Genomic DNA, 26,415 nt, shown 5'->3' with positions numbered 1-26,415 from the left:
GCGGTCAGGCGCCGACGTAGGCGGCGAGGTGCTCGCCGGTGAGGGTGGAGCGGGCGGCGACGAGGTCGGCGGGGGTGCCCTCGAAGACGATCCGGCCGCCGTCGTGGCCGGCGCCGGGGCCGAGGTCGATGATCCAGTCGGCGTGCGCCATGACGGCCTGGTGGTGCTCGATGACGATGACCGACTTGCCGGCGTCGACGAGCCGGTCGAGCAGGCCGAGCAGGTGCTCGACGTCGGCGAGGTGCAGGCCGCTGGTCGGCTCGTCCAGGACGTAGACGCCGCCCTTCTCGGCCATGCGGGTGGCCAGCTTGAGCCGCTGCCGCTCGCCGCCGGAGAGCGTGGTGAGCGGCTGGCCGAGGCTGAGGTAGCCCAGCCCGACGTCGGCGAGCCGCTGCAGGATCGCGTGGGCCGCGGGGATCCGCGCCTCGCCGGCGCCGAAGAACTCCTCGGCCTCGGTCACCGACATCGCGAGCACCTCGCTGATGTCGCGGCCGCCGAGGTGGTACTCCAGCACCGACGCCTGGAACCGCTTCCCCTCGCACTGCTCGCACACGGTGGCGACCCCGGCCATCATCGCCAGGTCGGTGTAGATGACGCCGGCGCCGTTGCAGGTGGGGCAGGCGCCCTCGGAGTTGGGGCTGAACAGGGCCGGCTTCACGCCGTTGGCCTTCGCGAACGCCTTGCGGATCGGCTCGAGCAGTCCGGTGTACGTCGCCGGGTTGCTCCGCCGGGACCCGCGGATCGCGGTCTGGTCGACCGCCACCACACCGTCCCGCCCGGACACCGAGCCGTGGATCAGGGAGCTCTTGCCGGAGCCGGCCACGCCGGTCACCACGGTGAGCACCCCGAGCGGGATGTCGACGTCGACGTTCTGGAGGTTGTGGGTCGCGGCGCCGCGGATCTCCAGGGTGCCGGTGGGCGTGCGCACCGTCTCCTTGAGGGCGGCCCGGTCGTCGAAATGGCGGCCGGTGATGGTGTCGCTGACCCGCAACCCCTCGACGGTGCCCTCGAAGCAGACGGTGCCGCCCGCCGTACCGGCGCCGGGGCCGAGGTCGACGACGTGGTCGGCGATCGCGATGGTCTCCGGCTTGTGCTCCACGACCAGCACCGTGTTGCCCTTGTCCCGCAGCCGCAGCAGCAGGTCGTTCATCTTCTGGATGTCGTGCGGGTGCAGCCCGACGGTGGGCTCGTCGAAGACGTAGGTGACGTCGGTGAGTGAGGAGCCGAGGTGGCGGATCATCTTGGTGCGCTGCGCCTCGCCGCCCGACAGCGTGCCCGAGGGCCGGTCGAGCGAGAGGTAGCCCAGCCCGATCTCCACGAACGAGTCGAGGAGGTGTTGCAGCCCGCTGAGCAGCGGGGCCACCGACGGCTCGTCGAGCCCCCGGACCCAGTCGGCCAGGTCGCTGATCTGCATCGCGCAGACGTCGGCGATGTTCTTCCCCTTGATCTTCGACGACCGGGCCTCTTTGCTCAGCCGGGTGCCGTCGCACTCGGGGCAGGTCGTGAACGTCACCGCCCGCTCCACGAAGGCGCGGATGTGCGGCTGCAGCGCGTCGACGTCCTTGGACAGGAACGACTTCTGGATCTTCGGGATCAGCCCCTCGTACGTCAGGTTGATCCCTTCGATCTTGATCTTGGTTGGCTCCTTGTAGAGCAGGTCGTGCAGTTCCCGCTTGGTGTACTTGCGGATCGGCTTGTCGGGGTCGAAGAAGCCGCAGCCGCGGAAGATGCGGCCGAACCAGCCGTCCATGCTGTAGCCGGGGATGGTGAGCGCGCCCTCGTTGAGCGACAGGCTGTCGTCGTACAGCGCGGACAGGTCGAAGTCGGTGACCGAGCCCATGCCCTCGCAGCGCGGGCACATGCCGCCGGTGATGGCGAAGCTGCGCCGCTCTTTCACGGTCTTGCCGCCGCGCTCGGCGGTGACCGCCCCCGCACCGCTGATCGAGGCGACGTTGAAGGAGAACGCCTGGGGCGATCCGATGTGCGGCTGGCCGAGCCGGCTGAAGACGATCCGCAGCATCGCATTGGCGTCGGTGGCGGTGCCGACCGTGGAACGGACGTTGGCGCCCATCCGCTCCTGGTCGACGATGATCGCGGTCGTCAGCCCGTCGAGGACGTCGACCTCGGGCCGCGCCAGCGTCGGCATGAAGCCCTGCAGGAAGGCGCTGTAGGTCTCGTTGATCATCCGCTGCGACTCCGCGGCGATCGTGCCGAACACCAGCGAGCTCTTGCCCGAGCCGGAGACGCCGGTGAACACCGTCAGCCGGCGCTTCGGGATTTCGATGCTGACGTCCTTGAGGTTGTTCTCGCGCGCGCCCTGCACGCGGATCAGGTCGTGGCTGTCGGCAACGTGCGGCGCGGGCGACCGCGGGTCCGTCCTCGTGGCCATGCTCATCGTGTCTCCATCTGTGTGGCGGGGCCGCTGCGCGGGCTCCGTCGGCGTCGCGCTCGGCGCGGGAACCACGGTATCCAGGCTGCTCCGGCCCGGGCGCCCCGGTGGCCTCGGCCACCCGGCGCGTCCGGCCGAGCGTCACACCAGTCGGCGGTCGTCGCGGATCAGCTCGCGGTCGGGCATCTCGTTCGCCTCGCGCCGACAGCCGGACGGCTCAGGACAACCCGTTGATCCGGATGAGGTTGCCCGGCAGATCGCGGAAGGCCAGGGCGGCGTCCGCGTCGGTGTGCGGGAGGAAGGCGCAGTGAATGCTGGTGGTCATGGCGGTCACGCTAGTTGCGGCTACGTGGCCCGTGCTTCTCGATTCCTGATCGGTCTGGTCACCTGTTTCGAGATGCACGGCGGCATCTCCGCCGTCGCGCGAGCCTGCTCCGCCCGATAGGTGCTCGGCGGCACGCCGACCAGCTCGGTGAAGCGGGTGCTGAAGGTGCCCAGCGACGAGCAGCCGACCGCGAAGCAGACCTCGGTGACGCTCAGGTCGCCACGGCGCAGCAGCGCCATGGCGCGCTCGATGCGCCGCGTCATCAGATAGGAGTACGGGGACTCGCCGTAGGCCTGCCGGAACTGGCGGCTGAGGTGACCGGCCGACATGTTCGCGCCCCGGGCGAGCGCCTCGACGTCCAGCGGCTGCGCGTACTCCCGGTCGATCCGGTCGCGGACCCGGCGCAGCCGCGCGAGGTCGCTCAGGCGCTGCGCCTCGGGGGATCTGCCGGTCACCTACCAGATCGTGCCACATCCGACGGTGTCGGGAGCACGGCCGACCGCCGGGCGACCCGGAGGTCCGTCCGGGTTTCGGGCTGATTCGGGTTCGTGGGGCGATTGGTGGGCATAGCGTCAGGCGTGGCGGCTTCCGGCCGCCGGGCCGTTCCCGTGGGCGGTCACGGCCGAGGACGGTGGTGCGGACGTGGACAGGACCGAACCGACGGTGCTGGACGAGTTGGAAGGCAAGGGCCGGGGCGCCGGGCTGCCCCGGCTGCTGGGCGTGGTCAGTCTCGCCCTCGGCGCGGGCGGCCTGCTCGCCCCGCGCGCGGTGGCCCGGCTGACCGGGGTGGACGACTCCCCGCAGGCGGCTGTTGTCATCCCGGCGGTGGCCGCCCGGGAACTGGGGCACGCCGCCGGGCTGCTCACCGGACGCCGCCCCGGCGGCTGGGCCTGGACCCGGGTGGCCGGGGACGCGGCCGACCTGACCCTGCTCGGCCGGGCGCTGGCCGACCGGTGCGGCGAGCGGCGTCGGCGGGTCGCCCTGGCCACCGCCGTCGTCGCCGGCATCGCCGTCGTCGACCTGCTGGCCGCCGTCCGCGCCGGTCGGGCCCGCCGGGCCAGGGAACGGCTGATCCTGATGGAGGTCGGCGTCACCGTCAACCGGCCGGCGTCGGAGGCGTACCGGTTCTGGCGGGACCTGGAGAACCTGCCCCGCTTCATGGCTCACCTGGAGTCCGTCCGCGCCGACGACCTGCGCCGCTCGCACTGGACCGCACGCGGCCCCGCCGGCCGGCTGGTCGGCTGGGACGCCGAGATCGTCGAGGACCGTTCAAACGAGCTGATCGCCTGGCGGTCGCTGCCCGGCGCCCAGGTGCCCAACGCCGGCCGGGTCCGCTTCGTGCCGGCCCCCGGCAACCGGGGCACCGAGGTCCGGGTGGAACTGGGGTACGCCCCGCCCGCCGGGCGGCTCGGCCGTGCGGTGGCGAAGCTCTTCGGCGAGGAGCCGGAGCAGCAGATTCGCGACGACCTGCGCCGGTTCAAGCAGGTGCTGGAGACCGGCGAGGTGGTCCGCTCCGACGCCAGCCCGCAGGGGATCACCCTGCACCAGCAGCTCAAACAACGTCCCGCCCAGCCGCTGCCCGCCCGCTGACCGCCACCGCGAAGGAAAGACGATGAGAGCCACCACCTGGACGGGCAAGGACAGCGTCAAGGTCGTCGACGTGCCCGACCCGCGCATCATGAACGCCCGGGACGCCATCGTGAAGATCAGCTCGACGGCGATCTGCGGTTCCGACCTGCACCTCTACCACGGCTACATCCCGGCCCAGCGTAAGGGCGACATCCTCGGCCACGAGTTCATGGGCGAGGTGGTCGAGGTCGGCCCGGAGGTCGACAACCTCGCCGTCGGCGACCGGGTGGTGGTGCCGTTCCCTGTCGCCTGCGGCAACTGCGCCTCCTGCCAGCAGGGCCGCTACTCGGTCTGCGAGAACTCCAACCCCAACGCCGGCATCGCCGAGAAAATCATGGGCCACTCGCCGGGCGGCATCTACGGCTACAGCCACCTGCTCGGCGGGTACGCCGGCGGTCAGGCCGAGTACGCCCGGGTGCCGTTCGCCGACGTCGGCCCGATCAAGATCCCCGACGAGGTGCCCGACGACCAGGCGCTGATGCTCGCCGACGCCTTCCCCACCGCCTACATGGGGGCGGAGATGTGCGACATCACCCCCGGCGACGTGATCGCGGTCTGGGGCGCCGGGCCCGTCGGCCTCCTCGCCGCCGCCAGCGCCCGGCTGCTCGGCGCGGAGCGGGTCATCGTCATCGACCGGTACCCGTACCGGCTGCGGCTCGCCGCCGAGCGGGCCGGCGCGGAGACGATCAACTACGAGCAGCTCGACGTGCTGGACGAGCTGAACCGGCTCACCGCCGGCCGGGGCCCGGACGCCTGCATCGACGCGGTCGGGCTGGAGGGGCACCACGGCAACGCCGCGATGTACGCCTACGACCGGGTGAAGCAGGCCGGCCGGCTGGAGACCGAGCGGCCCTTCGCGCTGCGCGAGGCGATCCTGGCCTGCCGCAGCGGGGGAGTGGTCTCGGTCATCGGGGCGTACGGCGGGTTCGTGGACAAGTTCCCGATGGGCGCGTTCATGAACCGCTCGCTGATCATGCGGACCGGGCAGTGCCACGTGCAGCGCTACACCCGGCCGCTGCTGGCGCGGATCGTGAAGGGCGAGATCGACCCGAGCTTCGTCATCAGCCACCGGATGCCGCTCAAGGACGCGGCCAAGGGCTACAAGATCTTCCAGAAGAAGCAGGACGACTGCACCAAGGTGGTGCTCAAGGTCTGACGGGCCCGGGGCCTGTCCGCCGCTCAGGGCAGTGGCCACTCGTGCACCGGGCGGTTGCTGTGCATCAGGTCCACGTAGTGGCGGACCACCTCGCGCAGCGCCGCCGGCCGGTCCAGGTGGTCGGCGGACTCCAGCCGGTGCAGGGTCTCCACCTGCCACGTCGCCCCGTTGCGCCCGGTCAGGCAGCGCTGCTCGATGATGCTGAGCAGCCGGTCGCGCTCGGCCGGGTCCACCCCCCACCGGTCCAGCCCGTGGTACGCCAGCGGCAGCAGCCGCCGCAGCACCAGCTCGGTCACCGGCAGGTAGCCCAGGCCGGGCCAGTAGACCTGCGCGTCGATCCCGTGCCGGGCGCAGTTGGTGAAGTTCTCCTCCGCAGCGCTGAACGACATCTGCGACCACAGCGGACGGTCGGACTCCGCCAGGGCCCGGACCAGCCCGAAGTAGAACGCGCCGTTGGCGACGGTGTCCAGCACCGTCGGCCCGGCCGGCAGCACCCGGTTCTCCACCCGCAGGTGCGGGCGGCCCTTGAGCACGTCGTAGACCGGCCGGTTCCACCGGTAGACGGTGCCGTTGTGCAGCCGCAACTCGGCCAGCTTCGGCACCCCGCCGGCGGCCAGCGCCTCGGCCGGGTCCTCCCGGTCGCAGACCGGCAGCAGCGCCGGGAAGTAGCGGACGTTCTCCTCGAACAGGTCGAACACGCTGGTGATCCAGCGTTCGCCGAACCAGACCCGGGGGCGTACCCCCTGGGCCTTGATCTCCTCCGCGCGGGTGTCGGTGGCCTGCTGGAACAGCGGGATGCGGGTCTCCCGCCACAGCTCCCGGCCGAAGAACAGCGGCGAGTTCGCGCCGAGCGCCACCTGGATGCCGGCGATCGCCTGGGCGGCGTTCCAGTGGTCGGCGAACTGCGCCGGGCTGACCTGGAGGTGGAACTGGGTGCTGGTGCAGGCCGCCTCCGGGGTGATGGTGTCCGCGGTGGTGACCAACCGCTCCACCCCGTTGATCGAGATCCGCAGGTCCTCGCCCCGGGCGGCGAAGATCTGCTCGTTGAGCAGCTCGTAGCGCGGGTTGTGCGACAGCGTCGCGGCGGTGAGGTGCTCCGGGCGCAGGGTGGGCAGGATGCCGATCATCACCATGTGCGCGCCGACCGTGCGGGCCTTCTGCTCCGCCGCGTTCAGGCTGGCCCGGACGTGCTCCTCGAACTCGGCGGTGCCGGTGCCGGCGAGCCGGCGGGGCGCCACGTTGATCTCGACGTTGAACTGCCCCAGCTCGGTTTGGAAGCTCGGGTCGGCGACGGCGGCGAGCACGTCGGCGTTGCGCATCGCCGGCATCGACTCCTCGTCGACCAGGTTCAGCTCGATCTCCAGCCCGGTCATCGGCCGCTCCACGTCGAACCGCGACTCGCGCAGCATCTCGGCGAAGACGTCCAGACAGCGGCGTACCTTCTCGCGGTAGCGGGCCCGGTCCTCTCGGCTGAAGGTCCGCACGCCGACGTCTTCGCCCATTGGTCACCACCCTGTCACCGTTGGTTCCCCCAAACCTCGCACGTCCGGCGCGGGCGGGAAAGACCCGAAGGACTCTTACCTACCCATTCGCGGCCTCCGTGATCCCCGTCCCTGCGCTGCCGTTCCCCGGTCGAGCGACCCGGCTGGCTGGTGCTGTGTCAACAAACGTTGCCCGGGCTGTTCGGGATTGGGGAATGTCGTAGGGGTGGTGTTGGCTTCGGTTCGTGCCTCGTCGTCGGGATCTCGCCGCGTCGCGGGTCGTGCATCGCACGGCCCGCGTGGCGTTGCGGGTCACGTCGGGGCAGCGGCGGCGGTGTTTCGGGCTGCTGCGCTCGGCGGGTGATGTGTGGGCGTGTGTTTTGGAGGTCAACTCGTGGCGGCGCCGACACGGCGACGCGCCGCTGGCTGGCTTTCACCAGCTGTGCCGCGAGTTGGCGGCATCCGGGCCGGGCACCTTCGCCGAACTCGATTCCATTGGGGCGCGGTCGGTGTTGCGCCGCTTTTCGGATGCCTGGTTCAGTGCCGCAAAACGGCGCAAGGATGGTGACCTGTCAACGCGGTTCCCGCGTCGGCGGCGGGGGTTGGTGCCGGTGCGCTGGTATCACGGCACGTTCGCCATCGACGGCCGCCGGGTGCGGATCCCCACCGCAAGGGGGACGGCGCCGTTGTGGGTGCGTCTGGCGCGGGAGGTGCCGTACCCGCTCGAGCAGGTCCGCTCGATCACCCTGGTGTGCGAGGGTGGCCGGCTGTTCCTCGACGTCACCGCTGAGGTGCCGGTGATGGTCTACCCGCCCGGGGAACAACCGGACCCGGCCAGGGTCGCCGGGGTGGACCTGGGCATCATCCATCCCTACGCCGTCGCGGGTCCCGGCGGCCAGGCATTGCTGGTGTCCGGGCGGGCGGTCCGCGCCGAGCACCGCATGCACCTGGCCGACACTAAAGCCCGGCATCGTGCCGCTGCCAGTCGGGCGCCGAAGCCGGGCCAGAAGGGGTCGCGGCGGTGGAGGCAGTACCGGCGCCGGGCCCGCCTGGTGCAGGGCCGGCACCGGCGCAGGATACGCCAAGCTCAGCACGAGGCAGCCCGCACGGTCGTCTCGTGGGCGGTGCAGCAGCAGGTCGGTGTGCTCCACGTCGGTGACCCCCGTGGGGTCCTCGACGTTTCCGCCGGCCGCCGGCACAACCTGCGGCTGCGGCAGTGGCAGATCGGACGGCTCATCCAGGTCCTCACGGACAAGGCCACCCTGGCCGGTATCACCGTTCGGCTGGTCGACGAACGCGGCACCTCGTCCACCTGCCCCACCTGCCGCAGGCGAGTGCCGAAACCTCGGAGCAGGGCCTTGTCCTGCCCGCACTGCGCGTTTTCCGGCCACCGCGACCTGGTCGCGGCAGCCACCATCGCCACCCGCGTTCCGGGCGGCGGATCCACCACCGCGGCAGCGATTGTGCTGCCGCAGGTGGTTACGCACCGTCGAGCCGGACGACACCTACCCGGTGCCGGCCGATCCCGGCGTGACCCCCGCCGCCCACCCCGGACGGCGCGAGGATCAGTTGGCCTGCGGAGGCCCGCCCCACCATCCGGTAGGGAGTCGCTCGCCCCTCAAGGCGAGGATCCACAACAACAACCGGGTACCCGGTGAACGTTAGTGGACACCGCACTAGCATGGCGCGATGCGTGAGAAGACGACCCGGCTGTTCGTGGCGGCGGCGATCGCCGAGGCGTGCTCCTGGCTGGCCCTGCTGGTCGGCATGGCCGTCAAGTACGGCCCACCGGCCAACGAGATCGGCGTCAAGATCTTCGGACCGATCCACGGCGCACTCTTCATTGCCTACGGACTGCTGGTGCTGGTGATGGCCCGGACCCACCGGTGGAGGCTGCCGGTCACCGCCGTCGCGCTGGTCAGCGCCGTGCCGCCGTTCGCCACGCTGTTCTTCGAGCGCTGGGCCCGGCGGCGGGGCATGCTCCGCACCGCCCCCGAGCCGGCCCGCCCGCTCACCCCGGTCGGCTAACCGCCTCGGTCGCCAGGAACGCGCCCAGCACGGCGGCGAGCTGCCCCGGCGCCTCCTCCGCCATGTGGTGCCCGGAGTCGACGGACGCCACCCGCAGGTCCGGGGCCCACTCACGCCAGATCGCGGCCGGGTCGCCGTACAGCTCCGCCATGTCGTCGCGGCTGGAGAAACAGAACAGCACCGGGCAGCCGATGCGCCGCCCGGCGGCCCGGTCGGCCTCGTCGGTCGCCCGGTCCGGGCCGAGGCCGGCCCGGTAGTCCTCGCACATCGCGTGCACGGTCGCCGGGTCGTGGATGGCCCGGTGGTAGTCGGCGTACGCCTCCGCACCCATCTCGGCCGGGGAGCCGCCGTACCAGGCGTCCGGATCGGCGTTGATCACCCGCTCGGCCGGCTTGTCCGACTGCGCCAGGAAGAACCAGTGCCACCAGCGGGCGGCGAAGCGGGCGTCGCACCGGGCCAGCGCCTCGCCGATCGGCACCCCGTCCAGGACGCCGAGCCGGCTCACCCGGTCCGGGTGGTCCAGCGCCGTGCGCATCGCCACGTAGCAGCCCCGGTCGTGGCCGACGACCGCCGCCCGGTCGTGCCCGAGGGCGTCGAGCAGGCCGACGACGTCGGCCGCCATCGCCCGCTTCGCGTACCCGGCGTGGTCCGGGCCGGCCGGCGGCTTCGACGAGCCACCGTAGCCGCGCAGGTCCGGGCAGATCACGGTGAACCGGTCGGCGAGCAGCGGCGCCACCCGGTGCCAGGTGGCGTGGGTACGCGGTGCCCGTGCAGCAGCACCACCGGCGGGCCGGACCCGCCGTGCCGTACCCGCAGCCGGACGGGGCCGACGTCGATGTGTTCCAGGGCGAATCCGGGAAACATGGCGTCCCCGGTGCCCGGGGCGGCGGGCCGGGAAACGCCTCAGCCGGTGACCACCGAGCAGGCCGCCACGCCGGCGAGCAGCAGCGCGCCGAGCAGCGCCTGGAGCAGCAGCGGCGGCCCCAGGTGCGACCAGACGGTCGCGGTGCGCGGGGTGAGCAGCTGCCCGGTGGTGACGTTGACGATCCGCTCCACCCGGGGTGGCAGGTCCGGGTCGGGCTGCCGGCGCAGGGTCAGCTGCACGTGGTCGGCCGGGTGCAGTGCGCTCTGCGGCAGGTGGCCGTGCAGCTCCACCTCGTAGAGCAGGCCGGCGGCGTCGCGCACCCGCAGCGGGGTGACCAGGAACTCGGGGCCCTTCTTCAGGTCCTTCCAGCCGCGCCGGGCGCCGCCCCCGCCACCGGTGGAGAGCAGGCTGCGCACCAGCAGCATCAGCAGCCCCACCACGCTCGCCGCGGTCAGCACCGCCACCAGCACCGGCTGGCCGACCCGCACCTCGCGGGGATATCCCTCCAGCAACCGGACGAGCCGCCCGGTGAGGATCCGCTGCGTCGGATGCACGACGCGGAGCCGGAGATCGCTGTCCATGGCCACCACCGAGAGTCCGGATACGTGCACTGATGGTAGCGGTCGCGCCGGTCGAACGACGTGAATGAACCCCGGTCACGCGGACGTGCCGGCGAGGTGACATCCCCGGTGGCGCGGGTAAGCGTGCGACCGAGCTGGAAAGGGGTCTTGAGCATGCACCTGTCCTTCCTGCGCCCGCTCTACGACCGTCCCGGGCCGTGGTGCTCGGTCTACCTGGACGCCTCCAGGGACACCCACGACGCCCACCCCCAGGTGGACCTTCGCTGGCGGGACCTCAAGGGGCGCCTGCTGGAGCAGGGCGCCGACGCGGTGACCGTCGAGGCGATCGGGCAGGTGGTGCGCGGACACGACCCGATGCCCGGGGACTACGGCGTGGCGATCTTCGCCACCGGTGGCCGGGTGGTGCTCACCGAGTACCTCAGCGCGCCACCGTTCAAGAACCTGGCCGTCTGGTCCGCCCTGCCGCACACCATGCCGCTGGTGGCCCAGCGGGGCGAGCAGATCGCCTGGGTCCGGGTGCTGGCCGACCGGTCCGGCGCCGAGGCGATTGCGATCAGCGCCGGTGGGGTGCCCCGCCGGGCGCAGGTCGCCGGCCGGGAGAGCTTCCAGTTGCGCCGGGTCCAGCCGGGCGGCTGGTCGCAGTCGCGCTACCAGCGCGCCGCCATGGAGGCGTGGCACCACAACGCCGGTGACGCTGTCGCGGCCACCGTTCAACTGGCCGAGCAGGTCGGCGCCGAGGTGGTGGTGGTGGCCGGGGACGTCCGGGCCACCGGCGTGATCGCCGCGCAGCTGCCGAACCGTTGGCAGGACGTGATGGTGCGTACCGACGCGGGCGCGCGCGCCGGCGGTGCCGACCCGCAGCTGATGGACGACATCACCGTGCAGGCCATCGCCGAGGTCGCCGAGCAGCACGTCAACGCCGCCCTGGACCGCTTCGGCATGCAGGAGGACGTCGGCGCCGGACTGGAGGCTGTGGTGGCCGCCCTGCAGCGCAACCAGGTCGACACCATGCTCATCGTCGACGACCCGTCGGCGACCGGTCAGCTCTGGATCGGTCCGGAGCCGACCGACATCGCCACCGAGCCGGGGCAGCTCGCCGCGGTGCGCGACCCGCAGCAGGTCCGCGCCGACGCGGCCCTGGTCCGCGCCCTGGTCGGCACCGACGCCGAGCTGGCCGTCCTCGGCCGGGACGAGGCACCAGACCTGACCGACGGCATCGGCGCCGTGCTGCGCTACGTCGACGCCGGCACTCCCGGGCGCGGCAATGGCTGACCGGACGGTCGCGGACCTGGTGGTGGACCGGCTGCGGGCCTGGCGGGTGCCCCGCGCCTTCGGCTACCCGGGCGAGGCCATCGCCCCGCTGGTCGAGGCGCTGGACGCCGCCGGGGGTGACCCGGAGTTCGTGCCGGCCCGCCACGAGGAGACCGCCTCGTTCATGGCCACCGGGCACGCCAAGTTCACCGGTGGGATCGGCGTCTGCCTGGCCACCCAGGGCCCCAGCGCGGTGCACCTGCTCAACGGCCTGTACGACGCCAAGCTGGACAGCAAGCCGGTGGTGGCGATCGTCGGGGAGGACGTCACCGGCCCGCTGGGCGGCGCGCACGAGGAGATCGGGCTGAGCCGGCTCTTCGGCGACGTGTGCAACCAGTTCGTCCGGTACGGCCGCACCCCCGGGCAGGTGGTGGTCCTGCTGGACCAGGCGTTCCGGACCGCCGCGGCCACCCGCAGCCCCACCTGTGTGGTGCTGCCCCGGGAGTTGCAGGAGACCGCCGTACCCGATCTCCAGCCGCAGGCGGCCGGGGTGCTGACCGCGACGCCGGGGGAGCCGCTGGCCCGGGTCCTGCCGCACGACGCGGACCTGGACGCCGCGGCGTCGCTGCTCACCATCGGGCAGCGGGTGGCGATCCTGGTCGGTCAGGGCGCCCGGGGCGCCGAGGACGAGGTCGTGGCGCTGGCCGACCGGCTCGGCGCCGGAGTGGCCACCTCGCTGCTCGGCAAGCCGGTGCTCGACGAGCGGCTGCCGTTCCACACCGGGGTGCTCGGCGAGGCCGGCACCACGGCGGCCGCGCAGCTGATGGGCGGCGCCGACACGCTGCTGCTGGTCGGCACGAACGACCCGTGGACCGACTACTTCCCGATGGCCGGGCAGACCCGGACCGTTCAGATCGACATCGACGGGCGGCGGATCGGCACCCGTTACCCGGTGGACGTGCCGCTGGTCGGCGACGCCGCCGAGACGCTGCGCGCGCTGCTCACCCGGGTGCACGACCAGCCGAACCGGCAGTGGCGCGCCACGGTCGAGGGCTCGGTGGACCGCTGGCGGCAGGAATCGATCGCCCGTGCCGAGGCGCCCGCCCAGCCGGTCAACCCGCAGCTGGTGCTGCACGAGCTCTCCCACCGGCTGCCCCGGCGCGGCGCGGTCGCCGTCGACGTCGGTTCGGTCATCTACTGGTACGCCCGCCACCTGGAGCTGCCGCCCGGGGTGAACGCGCAGCTCTGCGGCACACTCGGCTCGATGGGTTGCGCGCTGCCGTACGCCCTCGCCGCCAAGCTCGCCCACCCCGACGAGCCGGTGCTCGCGTTGCTCGGCGACGGCGCCATGCAGCTCAACGGCCTCGCCGAGCTGATCACCGTGGCGCACCGCTGGCACGAGTGGGCGGATCCGCGGCTGGTGGTGCTGGTGCTCAACAACCGCGACCAGTCCGGTATGGGCGGCGGCCGGCAGGTCACCGACGCCACCCACCGCCGCCCGGACGTGCCGTACGCGGGCTGGGCCCGGCTGCTCGGGTTGCACGGGGTCCGGGTCGACCGGCCGGACCTGGTCGGGGCGGCCTGGGAGGAGGCGCTCGCCGCGGACCGGCCGTGCGTGCTGGAGGCGGTGGTGGACCCGGAGGTGCCGTTGCGCCCGCCGGAACCGGCGCTGGCCGACCTGCGGGGGGTCTTCGAGGACGGTGACGCCGCCCGCCGGGTCCGCGAACGGATGCTAGCCACCCGGATGACGGTGGAGGCGGAGGACCTCGTTTAGCGCCACCGGGGCAGGGCATCAGGAGACCCCCAGCCGTTCCCGGGAGGTTCCATGTCCGAATCCGTCGACCGCCGCTACGGCCCCGCGCCGCTGCCGCAGCCCCGGGGCCCGGTCTCCACCGCCGTGATCGAGGCGCTGGTCCGGCCGCCGCACGAGCTGCCGGCCGGGCTGGCCGCGGAGTTCGACCCGGCGGACCCGGTGGTCGACGAGGACCTCCAGCTCACCCTCTTCCTCTGCTACGAGCTGCACTACCGAAGCTGGCAGGGGGTGGACGAGGACTGGGAGTGGCAGCCGTCGCTGCTGGCGCTCCGGTCGGCCGCCGAGCGGCCCTTCGAGGCGGCCCTGCGCCGGCTGGTCGGCCCGCTGCCGGCGGTGCTGCCCGGTGGGGTGCCGCGCGCGTTGGCCGATCTGGTGGCCGCCGACGACGGCCCGTCGCTGGCCGCCGCGCTGCAGCGCCGGGCGACGCTGGCCCAGTTCCGTGAGTTCGTCACCCACCGGTCGATCTACCACCTGCGGGAGGCCGACCCGCACAGCTGGGCCCTGCCCCGGCTGGGCGGTCCGGCCAAGGCCGCGCTGGTGGAGATCCAGATGGACGAGTACGGCAACGGCCGGCTGGACCGGATGCACGCCGAGCTGTTCCGCCGCACCCTGGACCGGCTCGACCTGGACACCGGGTACGTGGCGTACCTGGACCGGGTGCCCGCCGTCACCCTCGCCACCAACAATGTGATCTCGCTGTTCGGCCTGCACCGGCGGCTGCGCGGCGCGCTGCTCGGCCACCTCGCCGCCTTCGAGATGACGTCCTCGCTGCCCAACCGCCGGTACGGCAACGGCCTGCGCCGCCTCGGGCTGGACGCGACGGCCACCCGCTTCTACGACGAGCACGTCGAGGCCGACGCGGTGCACGAGCAGATCGCCGCGCACGACCTCTGCGGCGGGCTGGTCCGCACCGAGCCCGGCCTCGCCGCCGACGTGCTGTTCGGCGCGGCGGCCGCCCTGGCGGTGGACCGGCTCTTCGCCGGCCACCTGCTGGACAGTTGGGCGGCCGGCGGCTCGTCGCTGCGGGCCGGCGCCGGGCCCTGCCGGGTGGCCGGGCCGCCTGAGCCCTCCCGGGTGGCCGTGGCCGCCTGAGCCGACCCGCCACCAGGCCGCGCCGGCTGCGCCGCTCAGCGGGTCTGCCCCTGCGGGCGGTGGGTCAGCCTTGCCGGTCGGTGCCGGCGCGGAAGTTGATCGCCTTGTGGGTGCCGTCGCAGAACGGCTTCAGCGCCGACTTGCCGCACCGGCACAGCGCCACCGTGTCCCGCCGGGCGTCGATGCTGCGCCCGTCCGGGGTGACCAGCGCGAAGTCGCCCCGGACCAGCAGCGGTCCGTCCTCGTAGGGGGTGATGGTGACCGCCGCGTCGGCGGTGGGGTGCTCGGCGCTCATGGGACCGGATGTGCCCCTGCCGGCCCGGCCGAAACCCGCCGGGGCGGCCGGACGGCGGTGGGCGTCGACTCACCCGAGCGCCCGGGACCGGCGTACCGCCGTCCACCTGAGCATTGCCCCCAATGCCCGTTTAGACCCCATCCGGACGGGAAGCCGGGTCGCGTGGTGAGCGAACGAGGCAAGGTGGGGCCGGTGCCCAAGGTGCAGAAGGGGCTGACGGCAGACGGCGCCGGCATGGCCGGCGACCGGGTCGTCGCCGCGGGCAGCACGGCCCGGGTACTGGTGGCGGCCACCGCCCGGGCCCTGCGGGGCGTCGACTGCGGCGACCTCGGTCAGTCGACGCCGCTGTCCCGGTTCACGGCGGCGCCGGAAGCGGTCCGCCGGGCCGCCGCCGCGCGGGCCGCCGGCCGGATCGCGCTCACCCCGGACCAGACGGCCGAGGTCGACGCCGAGCGGGTGGCCCGGTGGATCGTCGACCAGTACCCCCACCGCCGGTACCCCGGGGTGGTGCTCGGCTCCCCGCACGCCTCGGCGGTGCACCTGGCGGTCGCCCTGGGCGTACCGTGGCTGCCCGCCGCCTTCGAGATGACCGCGCACTGGACCCGCGGCGCGGTGGACCGGCCGCGGGCGGCCCTGGACCACGGCGCGGCGCTCGCCGCCCGGGTGCTGGCCGGCAACCCCGAGCTGCACCTGCGGCAGGTGCACTGCCCGGCCAGCCGGGGTGCGCTGGCCGGGTCCACGGTGTCGCTGGTGGCCCGCTGGCAGGCCCTGCCCCGGGCGTACGCCCGCTTCCTGGCCGACCGCCTGGAGCCCGCCGCGTCGCTGCTGGTGGTCCGCGACGCGCGCACCTGGCCGGTCAGCGACGAGGGGCAGGGGCACAGCTTCCAGCTCGGCTGCCCGGGCAGCGGCCTGGAGCCGGTGGACTTCCACCCCGACTCGCACGCGCTGCGCCAGGTGCTCCGGTCGGCCGGCGGCGACGGCGGGCACTGGGAGCCGCCGGAGGTCTCCGCCGCCGGCGAGCACGCCGAGCACGGGGTGGAGCCCGGCTTCGTCGACGGGGCGCGGCACTGGGGGCGGCGGCACGGCCACGGGCTGAACGAGGTGCACGTCCCGCAGCCAACGGCGCTGAGCGCGGCCGTCGCCGACCTGTACCGGCGCTGGCTGCGGCGGGCCGGCAAGACCGGCGACCGGCTGGTGGTCGAGTGCGGCCGGCTGCTCGACCCGTGGCAGGTGGTGCGGGCGGGGCTGGTGCCGTACTGGTGCGAGAACGCCACCCGGCGCAGCGTCGACGGGGTGGAGTTGTGGCTCGCCGGCAGCGAGCCGTTCAGCTCGGTGGACGTGCTGCCGGAGTCGCCGGGGATGCGCTCGCCCGCCCTCGCCGGGCTGCCCCAGTGGCTCGCCGTGGCCGCGTTCGGCCGCCGCCGCCGGGCGCTCGACCGCACCGCCGCCCGGGGCTACCCGATCGGCTCGGTGCCCACCCGCCGGGCCACCGAGGTGCTCCGCAACCAACCGTACGACCTGCCGGTGCCGCCGCCGCTCGGGGTGGCCGAGGCGGTCGCCGCGCTGCGCGAGGACGGTGCTCCGATGGGCCTCGCCGTCTCCTGAATCCGGGGGGAAATCGGACGCCCGGCGGTTTCCCGCCGACCCGCCGGACCGAGCTGCCGAAACATCCTCGCGAACCCGGGGTCGCGTGATTGAGTACCTACGGAGCGGGAACACCGCTCGCTGCGACGGACCGAGCACGCCGCGTAGCGTGCTGTCGTCGCTCTCGCGCGTCCGGTGACACCGGCGCGGCACGTGACCCAACTTCCGGCCCGGTGCGTGGCCCGACCACGCGCACGACCGGCTCCCATCCGGGCGGGGGACCTTCCTGAGGGAGGCGCGGATGTTCGGACAGACCACCACAACCACACCACCGCCGACGGAACGCGGCCTGGAGGACCTGGACGCGGCCGCGCTGGCGTACGCGGCGCGGATCGCGGGCCTGCCACCCGAGCGTCGGCAGGAGGCCCGGGACGACCTCGTCCGGTTCGCCCTGCCCTTCGCCGGCCGGCTGGCCCGTCGCTACCGGGGGCGCGGCGAGCCGCTGGAGGACCTGGAGCAGGTGGCCCGCCTCGGCCTGGTCAACGCCGTCGACCGGTACGACCCCGAGCGGGGTTCGTTCACCGCGTATGCGGCGATCACCATCGTCGGCGAGATCAAACGGCACTTCCGGGACCGCACCTGGGGGGTGCACGTGCCCCGCCGGCTGCGCGACCTGATCCTGGAGGTCGGGCAGGCCACCGCGGCGCTGACCAGCGAGCTGTCCCGGGCGCCGAGCGTGGCGGAACTGGCCGCGCGGCTGGAGACCCCGGAGGAGGAGATCCTCGCCGCGCTGGAGTCGGCCGCCGGCTACAGCCCGGCCTCGCTGAACGCGCCGGTGGGCGGGGAGAGCTCGGCCGAGTTCGGCGACCTGGTCGGCGAGTCCGACAACGCGCTGGAGTCCGTCGACGACCGGGTGACGGTCAGCGGGCTGCTGCACCGGCTGCCCTGGCGGGAACGGCGCATCCTGGCCATGCGGTTCTACGGCAACCAGACCCAGGCGGAGATCGCCGCCCGGTTCGGCATCTCCCAGATGCACGTCTCCCGGCTGCTGTCCCGGGCGCTGACCTGGCTGCGCCAGGCGATGCTCGCTGACGCGCCGCCGCCCTGGCAGAACGGCGCCGCCGAGTGCGAGACCGGCCGGAACCGGATCGCGCTGAAGCGCACCGGCGACCGGGTGGTGGTCGAGGTCGGTGGCGAGATCGACCGGGACGGCGCCGACCAGCTGCGCCGGGTGATGCTGGAGGCGGTCACCGGCCAGCCCCGCGAGGTGGTGGTCGACCTGGACGGCGCCGGCGGGGTCGACGCCGGCGGGATCGCCGCCCTGATGGCCGGCCGCGACGCGGCGGCGCGCACCGGCGTCCCGCTGCGGCTGACCCGGGTCCAGCCCGCGGTACGCCGGTCGCTCACCGCCGCCGGCCTGCCCGCCACCGCCGACGCCTGATCATTGCCGCCCCGACCCCGGCACGGAGCGCCCGTGCCGGGGTCGGGGCGGCTGCCCGCTTCCCGCGACCAGTGCTCGCCGGCCGCGCGCCCCGGCTCGTTGATGACGGACGGCGGCCAGCGGCCGTTCGGCCGCGTCGCTGAGCCGCCCGCCGCCGCTGTCAGGTCGGCGCGCACCCGCCCCATCCGTAGATCTTGGACAGTTTTCGTCAGCAGCGAACGGCAACTGTCCAAGATCCACCGTTGTCACCCGCCGCGGCGCGAGGGAGCAACGGGAGCCGACACGGTGCGGCCGCCACCACCGAGTCGCGGTGGTGGCGGCCACGTGCCCGTCGGTGCGGCGAGCCGCCGGTCACTGCTCCTCGGGGTCGCCCTTGGTGTGCGGATGCCGCCAGCGCTCGTCCGACTCCGGGCGCGCCTGGGCGTCGAGCGGGTTGCCCTCCGGCTCGTCGGTCTGCTCGAAGCTGGGCCGGCGCACCACCTCCGGCTCCGGTACCTCGACCGGCCGGGCCCCGGACTGCGGGGCGGGCTGGTACTCCACCGCCTCCCGGGCGCCGTGCGCGCCCTCGGCCGCCGGCGACTCCGGGACGTGCCGCTCGTGTCGCAACTCCTCGCGGAACTCCTGGGGCGGGAGGGTGGTGCGCTGCGGCAGGTCCCGGCCCAGGTCGGCGACGTGCGGGCCGTACTTGGCGTCGAACGCCGGGCGCTCGGAGCGGATCCGGGGCATCCGGTCGAAGTTGCGCAGCGGGGGCGGGCAGGTCGTCGCCCACTCCAGCGAGTTGCCGAAGCCCCACGGGTCGTCCACGTTCACCATCGCCCCGTACCGCCAGGACTTCCAGACGTTGTAGATGAAGAACAACGTGGAGGCGCCGAGGATGAACGAACCGATGCTGGAGATCGTGTTCAGCGTGGTGAAGCCGTCCTGCGCCAGGTAGTCGGAGTACCGGCGGGGCATGCCCTCGTTGCCCAGCCAGTGCTGGATCAGGAACGTTATGTGGAAGCCCAGGAACATGGTCCAGAAGTGGGCCTTGCCGAGTCGCTCGTCGAGCAGCCGACCGGTCATCTTCGGGAACCAGAAGTAGATTCCGCCGAAGAACGCGAAAACCACCGTGCCGAAGAGGACGTAGTGGAAGTGCGCCACCACGAAATAGGTGTCGTGCGTGTGGAAGTCCACCGGCGGACTGGCCAGCAGCACCCCGGTGAGGCCGCCGAGCAGGAAGGTGACCAGGAAGCCGATGGCGAAGAGCATCGGCGTCTCGAAGGTGATCTGCCCCTTCCACATGGTGCCGATCCAGTTGAAGAACTTCACCCCGGTGGGCACCGCGATCAGATAGCTGACGATGCTGAAAAAGGGCAGCAGCACCTGGCCGGTGCCGAACATGTGGTGGGCCCAGACGGTCATCGACAGCACCGTGATGGCGATGGTGGCGAGCACCAGACCGGTGTAGCCGAAGATCGGCTTGCGGGCGAAGACCGGAATGACCTCGGTGATGATGCCGAAGAACGGCAGCGCGATGATGTAGACCTCGGGATGGCCGAAGAACCAGAACAGATGCTGCCACAGCATCGGCCCGCCGGTGGTCGAGTCGAAGACGTGCGAGTTCAGGATCCGGTCGGAGGCCAGCGCGAGCAGCGCCGCCGCCAGCAGCGGGAAGACCAACAGCACCAAGACGCTGGTGAGCAGAATGTTCCAGGTGAAGATCGGCATCCGGAACATGGTCATCCCGGGCGCGCGCAGCGTGAGGATGGTGGTGACCAGATTGACGGCGGTGAGGATGGTGCCTAGACCGCCGATGACCAGCCCGATCACCACCATGTTTGGCCCGACGCCGGGGGAGTGCTCCAGCGTGCTCAACGGCGGGTAGGCGGTCCACCCGAAGTCGGCCGACCCGCTTGGCGTGGCGAAGCTGCCGTACAGCATCAGGCCGCCGAACAGGAACAGCCAGTAGCCGAACGCGTTCAGCCGGGGAAACGCGACGTCCGGGGCGCCGATCTGGATCGGGACGATGTAGTTGGCCATCCCCAGAGCCGCGGGTGTGGCGAAGAGCAGCAGCATCGCCAGCCCGTGCGTGGTGAAGAGCTGGTTGTACTGCTCGGGGGAGAGGAGTTGCAGCCCTGGCCGGGCCAGTTCGCCTCGGATCAGCATCGCCTCGATTCCGGCGACCACGAAGAACAAGAACGCGGTGACCAGGTACATCAGGCCGATCTGCTTGTGGTCGGTGGTGCCGAGCAGCTTGATCAGGTGGTTGCCCGGCAGAGCCGGTCGGAGCGGGCCGGGGTAGCCGCCGAACCGGGCCGGCGCGAGGATCGCCGGCCCCCGGTCTCGCGCCGGCTCCGTTGTCACCCGTCTGGCCATGTGGCTTCTCACCCCGTCGTCACGACAGAAAGGACGGGCGCGACTACCCGCCCCTCTGCCCATGTAACCAGGCGAGAGAGGGAATTTCGGTCAATTCGCCGGCACGACCGCCCAGACGACCTTTCCGTCGGCGAGCGGGGCGCTGCCCCACCGCTGCGCCAATTCCCGGACCAGCATCAGCCCGCGTCCACCCTCGGCACGCAGCCCCGGGTTGTTCGGCCGTGCCGCGCTGCGGCTGCCGTCGGTCACCGCCACGTGCAGGTACGGCCGGCGCAGCGTCAGCGTGACCTGCATCGTCGTGTGCGCGTGCCGCACCACGTTGCCGACCAGCTCGCTGAGCACCAGCGAGGCCGGGCCGACCAGCTCCGGCGCGTTCCACCGGCCGCAGGCCTCGCCGACCAGCTCCCGGGCCCGCCGGCAGGCGGTCGCCACCGGCTCCAGCCGGGCCCGCAGCCGGGGTGCGGCGACCTCGCCGGCCAGCCGGGTCGCCTCGGCGCAGTCCCGGTGTACCGGCACCACCCGGCAGGCGGTGGACTCGGCGAGCCAGGCGGCCGCGTCCGACGGGGGAGCGCAGAGCAGCACCGGCACGGCCGGCCACCCGGCGGCCTCGCGGGCCGTGGCGGCGAAGACGGACAGCGCGAGCCGGTCGGCGACGGTGACGTCCTCCAGGTCGACCACCAGCGCGTCGGGCTGGGCGGAGAGGCAGCGGTCCAGCACGGTGTGCACCGACCGCATCGTGCCGAGGTCGAGCGCGCCGTGCAGGTGGACGACGGTCACGGGTGACTCGTCGCGCACCTCGCAGGTGATCCGGCTCGCCATCGGCCCCTCGATTCCGCTCGCATGCCCAGATCCAGCCAGGTACCCGGGGCTTCTCCGGGTGAAACCGGACCGACCGGATACGGTGGCCGGGTCAGCGGCGGTCCCCGTCACGTCGGGTGAGCACGCCGAGCGTGACCATTCCGGCGCCGAGCGCGAGGTTCAGGACGTCGTCGGCGGGGTTGACCGGGATGACGTTCGCCGCGCTGGCACGGTCGACGGCCAGCCCGTAGAGCCACAGCACCAGGTGGACCGCCCCGCCGCCGACCAGGTAGGCGCGCGCCAGCCCGACGGTGCGCGATAGCGCCAGCCCGGCCACGCCGAAGGCCAGGTGCAGCAGGTTGTGCAGCACCGACACCTGGAACAACCCGAACAGCTGGGCGCCGGACTGGTGCCCGGCCAGCCGCAGGTCGGCGTAGTCGCTGGTGATTCCGGGCACGAACCCCAGGGCCCCGATCAGGAGGAACACCGTACCGACCGTGGCGGCGGCCCGGCGGACCGGCGCGCGGCCGTCCGCCGGGTTGCGCCGGGCCCGGGAGTGGGCCATCGGACCGGCCATCGTGCGCTCCCTCCGTCGCGTCGCGGCGTTCCCGCCTCCCGGCCCGACAAACGGGCCCGGACCAGACCGGTCCGGGCCCGTGAGAGCAGGGGTACGCCTCAGGCGACCTGCAACTGCCGGGCCGGGGCGCCGTGCCGGACGCGCTCGTACAGCTCGACGTAGCGCTGTGCCATCACCGCCGGGGTGAACCGGGCCGCGGCCTCCCGCCGGCACTCGTCCGCGTCGAGCAGGCTGGCCGCCAGCAGCAGGTCGCCGAGCTCGTCCTCGTCGGTGGTGAGCAGGCCGGTGCGGCCGTGCTCGATCAGCTCGGGCAGGCAACCGCGGGCGGTCGCCACGACCGGGGTGCCGAGCGCGAGGGACTCCACCACGGCGGTGCCGCCCGGTTCCTCCCAGCGCAGCGGGAACAGCGAGGCCTTCGCTCCGGCCAGCAGGTCGTCGCGTTCCTCACCGGCCACCGTGCCGACCCAGCGGACCAGCTCGCCGTCGACGTGCGGGGCCACCTCGTCGTAGAAGAAGCGCACGTCGGGGTTCTGCCGGGCCTCGTCGCCGGCGGCGGCCAGATCCTCCGGCCGGTGGTACGGCCCGACCGGGCCGGCGAGCACCAGCGGCACTCCGACCCGCTGGGCCAGCCGGGCGCCCACGTCCTGCCCCTTTCCCGGGTTGATCCGCCCCAGGATGATCGCGTAGTCGCCCTTCTCCGGGCGCGGCGCGCGGTCCGCGCCGACGGCCAGCGGGGTGGACAGGTGCACGTGCCCCACCGAGTGCTCCCGCAGCGCCCGGGGAGCGCGGGCCAGCTGGGAGGCGGAGACGCCGTTGACCCGGACCCGGTCACCGGCGTCCAGGTTGCCGTAGAGCTCGGGGTGCTTGGCCAGGTCCCAGTGCAGGGTGTGCAGCACGGGCGGGCCGTCCGGCCCCATCGCGGCCAGGGTGGCCAGCCCGACCGCCTCCACGTGGTCGTGCACCAGGTCGATGTCGTCGCGGTGGTGCAGCTGCCGGATCACCCCGTTGAGGTGGGCCTGGGAGACGCCGCACACCTGGTTGTAGGGGCGTTGCAGGGCGTGGAACTGCCCGTCGGGAAAGACCGAGAATTTCTCGTCGACCGGCAGGGTGCTGCTCTCCACCGAGGCCAGCACCACCCGTACGCCCAGGCGCCGCAGCTCCGGCACCAGGGTGGCGATGATGTTCTCGATCCCGCCGTAGCCGGGGGGCGGCACCGACAACCAGGGGCCGGCGTTCATCAGGACGGTGAGGCTCATCGCGCTGTTGTCCTTCCCTCGGCGGCGACCCGCTCGGCCGTCCGCTCTCCGCCCCCGGCCGGCTCGTGCCGGCCGTCGGGTACCCGTCGCGGCAACCCGCCGCTCACGCCGCCACCCGCCGGCGCGGCACCCGGTGCCGCAGCTGGGCCAGCGGCGGGCGCTCGTCCACGGAGACGTCGCTGACCACGATCTCCCGGTCCAGGTTGGGCAGCGCGTCCGAGCCGCCCCGGCGGAACTGGGTGAGCATGGTGGCCGGGATGGTGCCGGGGCTGGCCCAGCCGCGGCGCTGCAACCGCGACCAGGCGGTGTGCATGATCTGCGCGGACATCCGGCCCAGCGCCGCGGTGTCCTGGTGCCGGTGCTTGCGCTCGCCGAGGTCGACCTGGGCGAGGGCGTCGAGGCCGACCAGCTCCAGCAGGTCGATCAGCATCGCCGTCTCGACCCCGTAGCCGGAGACGAACGGCACCTGCTCCAGCACCTCCCGGCGTCCGGCGTACTCGCCGGCGAGGGGCTGCACGAAACCGGCCAGCTCCGGCCAGAAGAGGTTGAGCAGGGGGCGGGCCATCAGCTCCGTCACCCGCCCGCCACCGTCGGCCTCCACGCTGCTCGCGCCGACCAGCGGCCGGTGGTAGAAGCCCTTCACGAAGTCCACCGACGGATCGGTCAGCAGCGGTCCGATCAGGCCGGTCACGAAGTGCGGACGGAACTCGCGCAGGTCGGCGTCGATGAAGGCGACCACGTCGCCCTCGGCGGCGGCCAGGCCGGCCCAGAGCGCGTCGCCCTTGCCGGTCAGTCGGGGCAGCCCCCGGGTCATCGCGTCCTGGCTGACCACCTCCGCGCCCGCGGCCCGGGCCACCTGCGCGGTCCGGTCGGTGGACCGGGAGTCCACCACGATCAGCTCGTCGACCAGGGCGACCCGGTCCATCAGGTGTTCGCGGATCGTCGACACGATCGCGCCGACGGTGACCTCCTCGTTGCGGGCCGGCAGCACCACACTGACCCGGGTGTCACCCTTGGCCCGCATCAGCCGCCGCGTCGGCCAGTCGTTGGCCGAAGTCGTCCGGTAAGTCGCCCATGCCTCCACCACTGGTGAGACGATCGAATCTGTATCCCGCACTGGCACACCCCCAGATCGTGGCGGAAAACGCGGAGTTGGTTTTCCCATCTCCGCCCGCGCGCTAACCGGATCATGCCTAACAGCTTGATCACAGGCCGTGCACCAGCCGGTTCCCGGCAGATGAACGGTTCGTTGCCGAACGCACGGGGTTTCGCGTTCGGGCGGTGGGGGGAGTGCTGTTCCCGCGAGTCGGAGAACAGCGTCGAGAGGGTCGGTGGTATGCGAAGGTGCCGGGTGGGACTGGTAGGGGCCGGTGGGGTGGCACAACGCCACGCCCGCGTGTTGAGCGGTTTCGAGGACGTGGAGCTGCTCGGGGTGCACGACGTGTCCCGGGACGCGGCGGCGGAGCTGGCCGGGGCGTACGGCGGCCGGAGCTTCGTCGACGTGGACGAACTGCTCGCCGCCGGACCGGACGCGGTGTACGTCTGCGTGCCGCCGTTCGCGCACGGGCCGGTGGAGGAGGCGGTCATCGCCGCCGGCGTCCCGATGTTCGTGGAGAAGCCCGTCGCGGTCGACCTGGAGACCGCCGAACGGATCGCCGCGCTGGTGCAGGAGAAGCGGCTGCTCACCGCCGTCGGCCACCACTGGCGCTACCTGCACGTGGTGGAGCGGGCCCGCGAGCTGCTGGCCGACCGGCCGGTGCGGATGGTCAACGGTTCCTGGCTGGACAAGGTCCCCCCGGTGGCCTGGTGGGCGGTGCGGGACCGCTCCGGCGGCCCGGTCGTCGAGCAGGCCGCGCACGTGCTGGACCTGGTGCGGGCGCTGGTCGGCGAGGCGGTCGAGGTGACCGCGTACGGCGACGGGAACCCGCCGCCGGTCGAGGGCGCCGACATCGACTCGGTGACCGCGGCCACGCTGCGCTTCGCCAACGGGGCGGTGGGCACCCTCGCCGCGGCCTGCGTGCTGGGCTGGAAGCACCGGGCGGGGCTGGAGATCCTCGCCGACGGCTTGGCGCTGTCGCTGGCCGAGGACGGCCTGGTGATCTGCGACGCCGACGGGGAGCGCCGGATCGAATCCGATCCGGACGGTGCCCGGATGGCCGTCGACCGGGCCTTCATCGACGCGGTGACCGGCGTCGGCGACGACGTGCGGGTGCCGTACGTCGAGGCGATGCGGACCCAGCGGCTGGCCCTCGCGGTCGCCGAGTCGGCCCGTACCGGGCGGGCCGTGACCCTGCCGACCGGCCCGGCGTCCGTGCCGCTGGCCAGCGCGGGGGTGAGTGTCGATGCGTGACAAGGTCGTGGTGGTCAGCGACCCCGGCGCCGTCGAACTGGCGGAACAGGACGCCGGCGAGCTGCGCGAGGGCACCTTCCGGGTGGAGACCCTCTACAGTGGCGTCTCCGCCGGCACCGAACTGAGCTTCGTCAAGGGCACCAACCCGTACCTCAACGTCACCTGGAACCCGGACCTCGGACTGTTCCAGCCCGGTGCGGCGAGCACCCCGTACCCGGTCACCCGGCTCGGCTACATGCAGGTCGGCCGGGTGGTGGAGAGCCGCACCCCGGCCGTCACCGTCGGCACGGTGGGCGCCATGACCTACGGCCACCGCACCGGCTACGTGGCCGACCCGGTCGCCGAGCGGTTCGTCCCGCTCCCCGAAGACCTCGACCCGCTGCTCGGCATCTACGTCGCGCACATGGGTCCGATCTGCGCCAACGGCCTGCTGCACGCCGCCGCCGACCTGTGCGGCACCGACGTGCGCTCGCTCGGCGACGGGGTGCGCGGCCGGCGGGTCGCGGTGGTCGGCAGCGGCGTCGTCGCCCTGCTCACCGCCCTGTTCGCCAAGCGGCACGGCGCCGCCTCCGTGGTGGTGCTGGACCCGACGCCGCAGCGCCGCCAGGTGGCCGAGGCGCTCGGCCTGGAGACGCTCGACCCGGAGGCCGACGACCCGGCCGTGGTGCTCAAGACCCGGTGGAACCACGCCGCCGGCGACCGGGGCGCCGACGTGGTGTTCCAGTGCCGCGGCCAGGCCTGGGCGCTGCACCTGGCGCTGCGCCTGCTGCGTCCGCAGGGCACCGTGATCGACCTGGCCTTCTACCAGGACGGCGCGGACGCCGTCCGGCTCGGCGAGGAGTTCCACCACAACGGGCTCTCGCTGCGCTGCGCCCAGATCGGTCGGGTGCCGCGCGGCCTGACGCCGACCTGGGACCGGGAACGGCTCTCCGCCGAGACCATCGAGCTGCTGCGGCAGTACGGCGACGTGATCCGCAAGCACCTCGTCTCGGCGGTGGTGCCGATGGAGGAGGCGCCCGCCCTGCTGACCGACCTGGCCGAGCGTCGCCGGCAGGAACTCCAGGTGGTGCTGACCGGCTGACCCGGGCAGCCAGCACCCGGCACCCGGCACCCGGCAGCCAGCACTCGGCACCCGGCACCCGGACACCC

The 26,415-nt window shown here is 73.1% G+C and carries 21 protein-coding genes and 1 pseudogene; 11 read left to right on the top strand and 11 right to left on the bottom strand.

The features are described 5' to 3' along the window. Positions 1-4: 4 nt before the first annotated feature. Together M2302_RS10035 and M2302_RS10030 are read right to left on the bottom strand one after the other, a co-directional pair. Entirely contained in the window at positions 5-2,389 is a 2,385-nt protein-coding gene (locus tag M2302_RS10035) for an excinuclease ABC subunit UvrA (protein WP_280837744.1), read from the bottom strand. Positions 2,390-2,734: 345 nt separating this feature from the next. Beyond that, positions 2,735-3,169 (bottom strand): helix-turn-helix transcriptional regulator, encoded by a 435-nt coding sequence (locus M2302_RS10030; RefSeq protein WP_280837632.1) that lies wholly within the window; start codon positions 3,167-3,169, stop codon positions 2,735-2,737. Between the two features lie 187 nt (positions 3,170-3,356). Between M2302_RS10030 and M2302_RS10025 the strand changes: the two genes are divergently transcribed. Both M2302_RS10025 and M2302_RS10020 read left to right on the top strand, forming a co-directional pair. Continuing rightward, a complete protein-coding gene (locus M2302_RS10025) occupies positions 3,357-4,304 on the top strand; it encodes an SRPBCC family protein (protein WP_280837631.1) in 948 nt (315 codons plus the stop codon). Between the two features lie 22 nt (positions 4,305-4,326). Then, on the top strand, positions 4,327-5,499 hold the full coding sequence (locus M2302_RS10020; protein ID WP_280837630.1) for a zinc-dependent alcohol dehydrogenase: 1,173 nt from the start codon (positions 4,327-4,329) through the stop codon (positions 5,497-5,499). A gap of 23 nt (positions 5,500-5,522) precedes the next feature. On the opposite strand, the gene M2302_RS10015 is transcribed toward M2302_RS10020, so the two are convergent. Next, the gene (locus tag M2302_RS10015) at positions 5,523-7,001 is read right to left on the bottom strand and encodes a glutamate-cysteine ligase family protein (RefSeq protein WP_280837629.1); all 1,479 of its coding nucleotides are present in this window, start codon (positions 6,999-7,001) and stop codon (positions 5,523-5,525) included. Between the two features lie 278 nt (positions 7,002-7,279). On the opposite strand from M2302_RS10015, the gene M2302_RS10010 reads away from it, so the two are divergent. Both M2302_RS10010 and M2302_RS10005 read left to right on the top strand, forming a co-directional pair. Next, positions 7,280-8,638, top strand: coding sequence for a transposase (locus M2302_RS10010; RefSeq protein WP_280837628.1), 1,359 nt, complete (start codon positions 7,280-7,282; stop codon positions 8,636-8,638). A gap of 31 nt (positions 8,639-8,669) precedes the next feature. Continuing rightward, the gene (locus tag M2302_RS10005; protein ID WP_280837627.1) at positions 8,670-9,008 is read left to right on the top strand and encodes a DUF3817 domain-containing protein; all 339 of its coding nucleotides are present in this window, start codon (positions 8,670-8,672) and stop codon (positions 9,006-9,008) included. Here the strand turns inward: M2302_RS10005 and M2302_RS10000 are convergent. Together M2302_RS10000 and M2302_RS09995 are read right to left on the bottom strand one after the other, a co-directional pair. Further along, positions 8,992-9,872 (bottom strand): annotated as a pseudogene (locus M2302_RS10000) (alpha/beta hydrolase). The gene M2302_RS10005 and the pseudogene M2302_RS10000 sit on opposite strands and share 17 nt — an antisense overlap. A 39-nt stretch (positions 9,873-9,911) precedes the next feature. Further along, the gene (locus M2302_RS09995; protein ID WP_280837743.1) at positions 9,912-10,463 is read right to left on the bottom strand and encodes a hypothetical protein; all 552 of its coding nucleotides are present in this window, start codon (positions 10,461-10,463) and stop codon (positions 9,912-9,914) included. A 144-nt stretch (positions 10,464-10,607) separates the two neighbouring features. Here M2302_RS09995 and M2302_RS09990 point away from each other — a divergent pair, with 144 nt between their 5' ends. The 3 genes from M2302_RS09990 to M2302_RS09980 are packed head-to-tail and all read left to right on the top strand — an operon-like array spanning position 10,608 to position 14,610. Then, the gene (locus tag M2302_RS09990) at positions 10,608-11,726 is read left to right on the top strand and encodes a Vms1/Ankzf1 family peptidyl-tRNA hydrolase (RefSeq protein WP_280837625.1); all 1,119 of its coding nucleotides are present in this window, start codon (positions 10,608-10,610) and stop codon (positions 11,724-11,726) included. Further along, positions 11,719-13,479, top strand: a complete 1,761-nt coding sequence (locus M2302_RS09985; protein WP_280837624.1) for a thiamine pyrophosphate-binding protein — start codon at positions 11,719-11,721, stop codon at positions 13,477-13,479. Before M2302_RS09990 ends, M2302_RS09985 begins: the two co-directional genes overlap by 8 nt. Before the next feature lie 51 nt (positions 13,480-13,530). After that, entirely contained in the window at positions 13,531-14,610 is a 1,080-nt protein-coding gene (locus tag M2302_RS09980; RefSeq protein ID WP_280837623.1) for an iron-containing redox enzyme family protein, read from the top strand. Positions 14,611-14,674: 64 nt separating this feature from the next. On the opposite strand, the gene M2302_RS09975 is transcribed toward M2302_RS09980, so the two are convergent. Then, positions 14,675-14,905: a CDGSH iron-sulfur domain-containing protein gene (locus M2302_RS09975; RefSeq protein WP_280837622.1), complete on the bottom strand. Its 231-nt coding sequence runs from the start codon at positions 14,903-14,905 to the stop codon at positions 14,675-14,677. 201 nt (positions 14,906-15,106) lie between these two features. On the opposite strand from M2302_RS09975, the gene M2302_RS09970 reads away from it, so the two are divergent. Both M2302_RS09970 and M2302_RS09965 read left to right on the top strand, forming a co-directional pair. Beyond that, positions 15,107-16,510 (top strand): hypothetical protein, encoded by a 1,404-nt coding sequence (locus tag M2302_RS09970; RefSeq protein ID WP_280837742.1) that lies wholly within the window; start codon positions 15,107-15,109, stop codon positions 16,508-16,510. A 280-nt stretch (positions 16,511-16,790) separates the two neighbouring features. Then, positions 16,791-17,930 (top strand): SigB/SigF/SigG family RNA polymerase sigma factor, encoded by a 1,140-nt coding sequence (locus M2302_RS09965; protein WP_154937603.1) that lies wholly within the window; start codon positions 16,791-16,793, stop codon positions 17,928-17,930. A gap of 351 nt (positions 17,931-18,281) precedes the next feature. Here the strand turns inward: M2302_RS09965 and ctaD are convergent, their stop codons facing one another. The 5 genes from ctaD to M2302_RS09940 form a co-directional block, all read right to left on the bottom strand. Further along, positions 18,282-20,285, bottom strand: coding sequence for a cytochrome c oxidase subunit I (gene ctaD / locus M2302_RS09960; RefSeq protein ID WP_280837621.1), 2,004 nt, complete (start codon positions 20,283-20,285; stop codon positions 18,282-18,284). 90 nt (positions 20,286-20,375) lie between these two features. Beyond that, the gene (locus M2302_RS09955; protein WP_280837620.1) at positions 20,376-21,104 is read right to left on the bottom strand and encodes an ATP-binding protein; all 729 of its coding nucleotides are present in this window, start codon (positions 21,102-21,104) and stop codon (positions 20,376-20,378) included. Between the two features lie 91 nt (positions 21,105-21,195). Beyond that, the gene (locus tag M2302_RS09950) at positions 21,196-21,648 is read right to left on the bottom strand and encodes a DUF4383 domain-containing protein (RefSeq protein WP_280837741.1); all 453 of its coding nucleotides are present in this window, start codon (positions 21,646-21,648) and stop codon (positions 21,196-21,198) included. A gap of 110 nt (positions 21,649-21,758) precedes the next feature. Beyond that, on the bottom strand, positions 21,759-22,916 hold the full coding sequence (locus M2302_RS09945; protein WP_280837619.1) for a glycosyltransferase: 1,158 nt from the start codon (positions 22,914-22,916) through the stop codon (positions 21,759-21,761). A gap of 103 nt (positions 22,917-23,019) precedes the next feature. Next, positions 23,020-24,033 carry a glucosyl-3-phosphoglycerate synthase gene (locus M2302_RS09940; RefSeq protein WP_280837618.1) on the bottom strand — a complete coding sequence of 338 codons (1,014 nt, stop codon included), beginning with the start codon at positions 24,031-24,033 and terminating at the stop codon, positions 23,020-23,022. Between the two features lie 219 nt (positions 24,034-24,252). Here M2302_RS09940 and M2302_RS09935 point away from each other — a divergent pair, with 219 nt between their 5' ends. Further along, positions 24,253-25,266 carry a Gfo/Idh/MocA family oxidoreductase gene (locus tag M2302_RS09935; protein WP_280837617.1) on the top strand — a complete coding sequence of 338 codons (1,014 nt, stop codon included), beginning with the start codon at positions 24,253-24,255 and terminating at the stop codon, positions 25,264-25,266. After that, positions 25,259-26,347: a zinc-binding dehydrogenase gene (locus tag M2302_RS09930; RefSeq protein WP_280837616.1), complete on the top strand. Its 1,089-nt coding sequence runs from the start codon at positions 25,259-25,261 to the stop codon at positions 26,345-26,347. The genes M2302_RS09935 and M2302_RS09930 overlap by 8 nt, the downstream gene beginning before the upstream one ends. Positions 26,348-26,415: the final 68 nt, after the last annotated feature.

Source organism: Micromonospora sp. A200 (assembly GCF_029893845.1).
Lineage (GTDB): Bacteria > Actinomycetota > Actinomycetes > Mycobacteriales > Micromonosporaceae > Micromonospora > Micromonospora purpureochromogenes.
The sequence above is the reverse complement of the archived record's forward strand: the minus strand, read 5'-3'. Positions and strand labels throughout refer to the sequence as shown.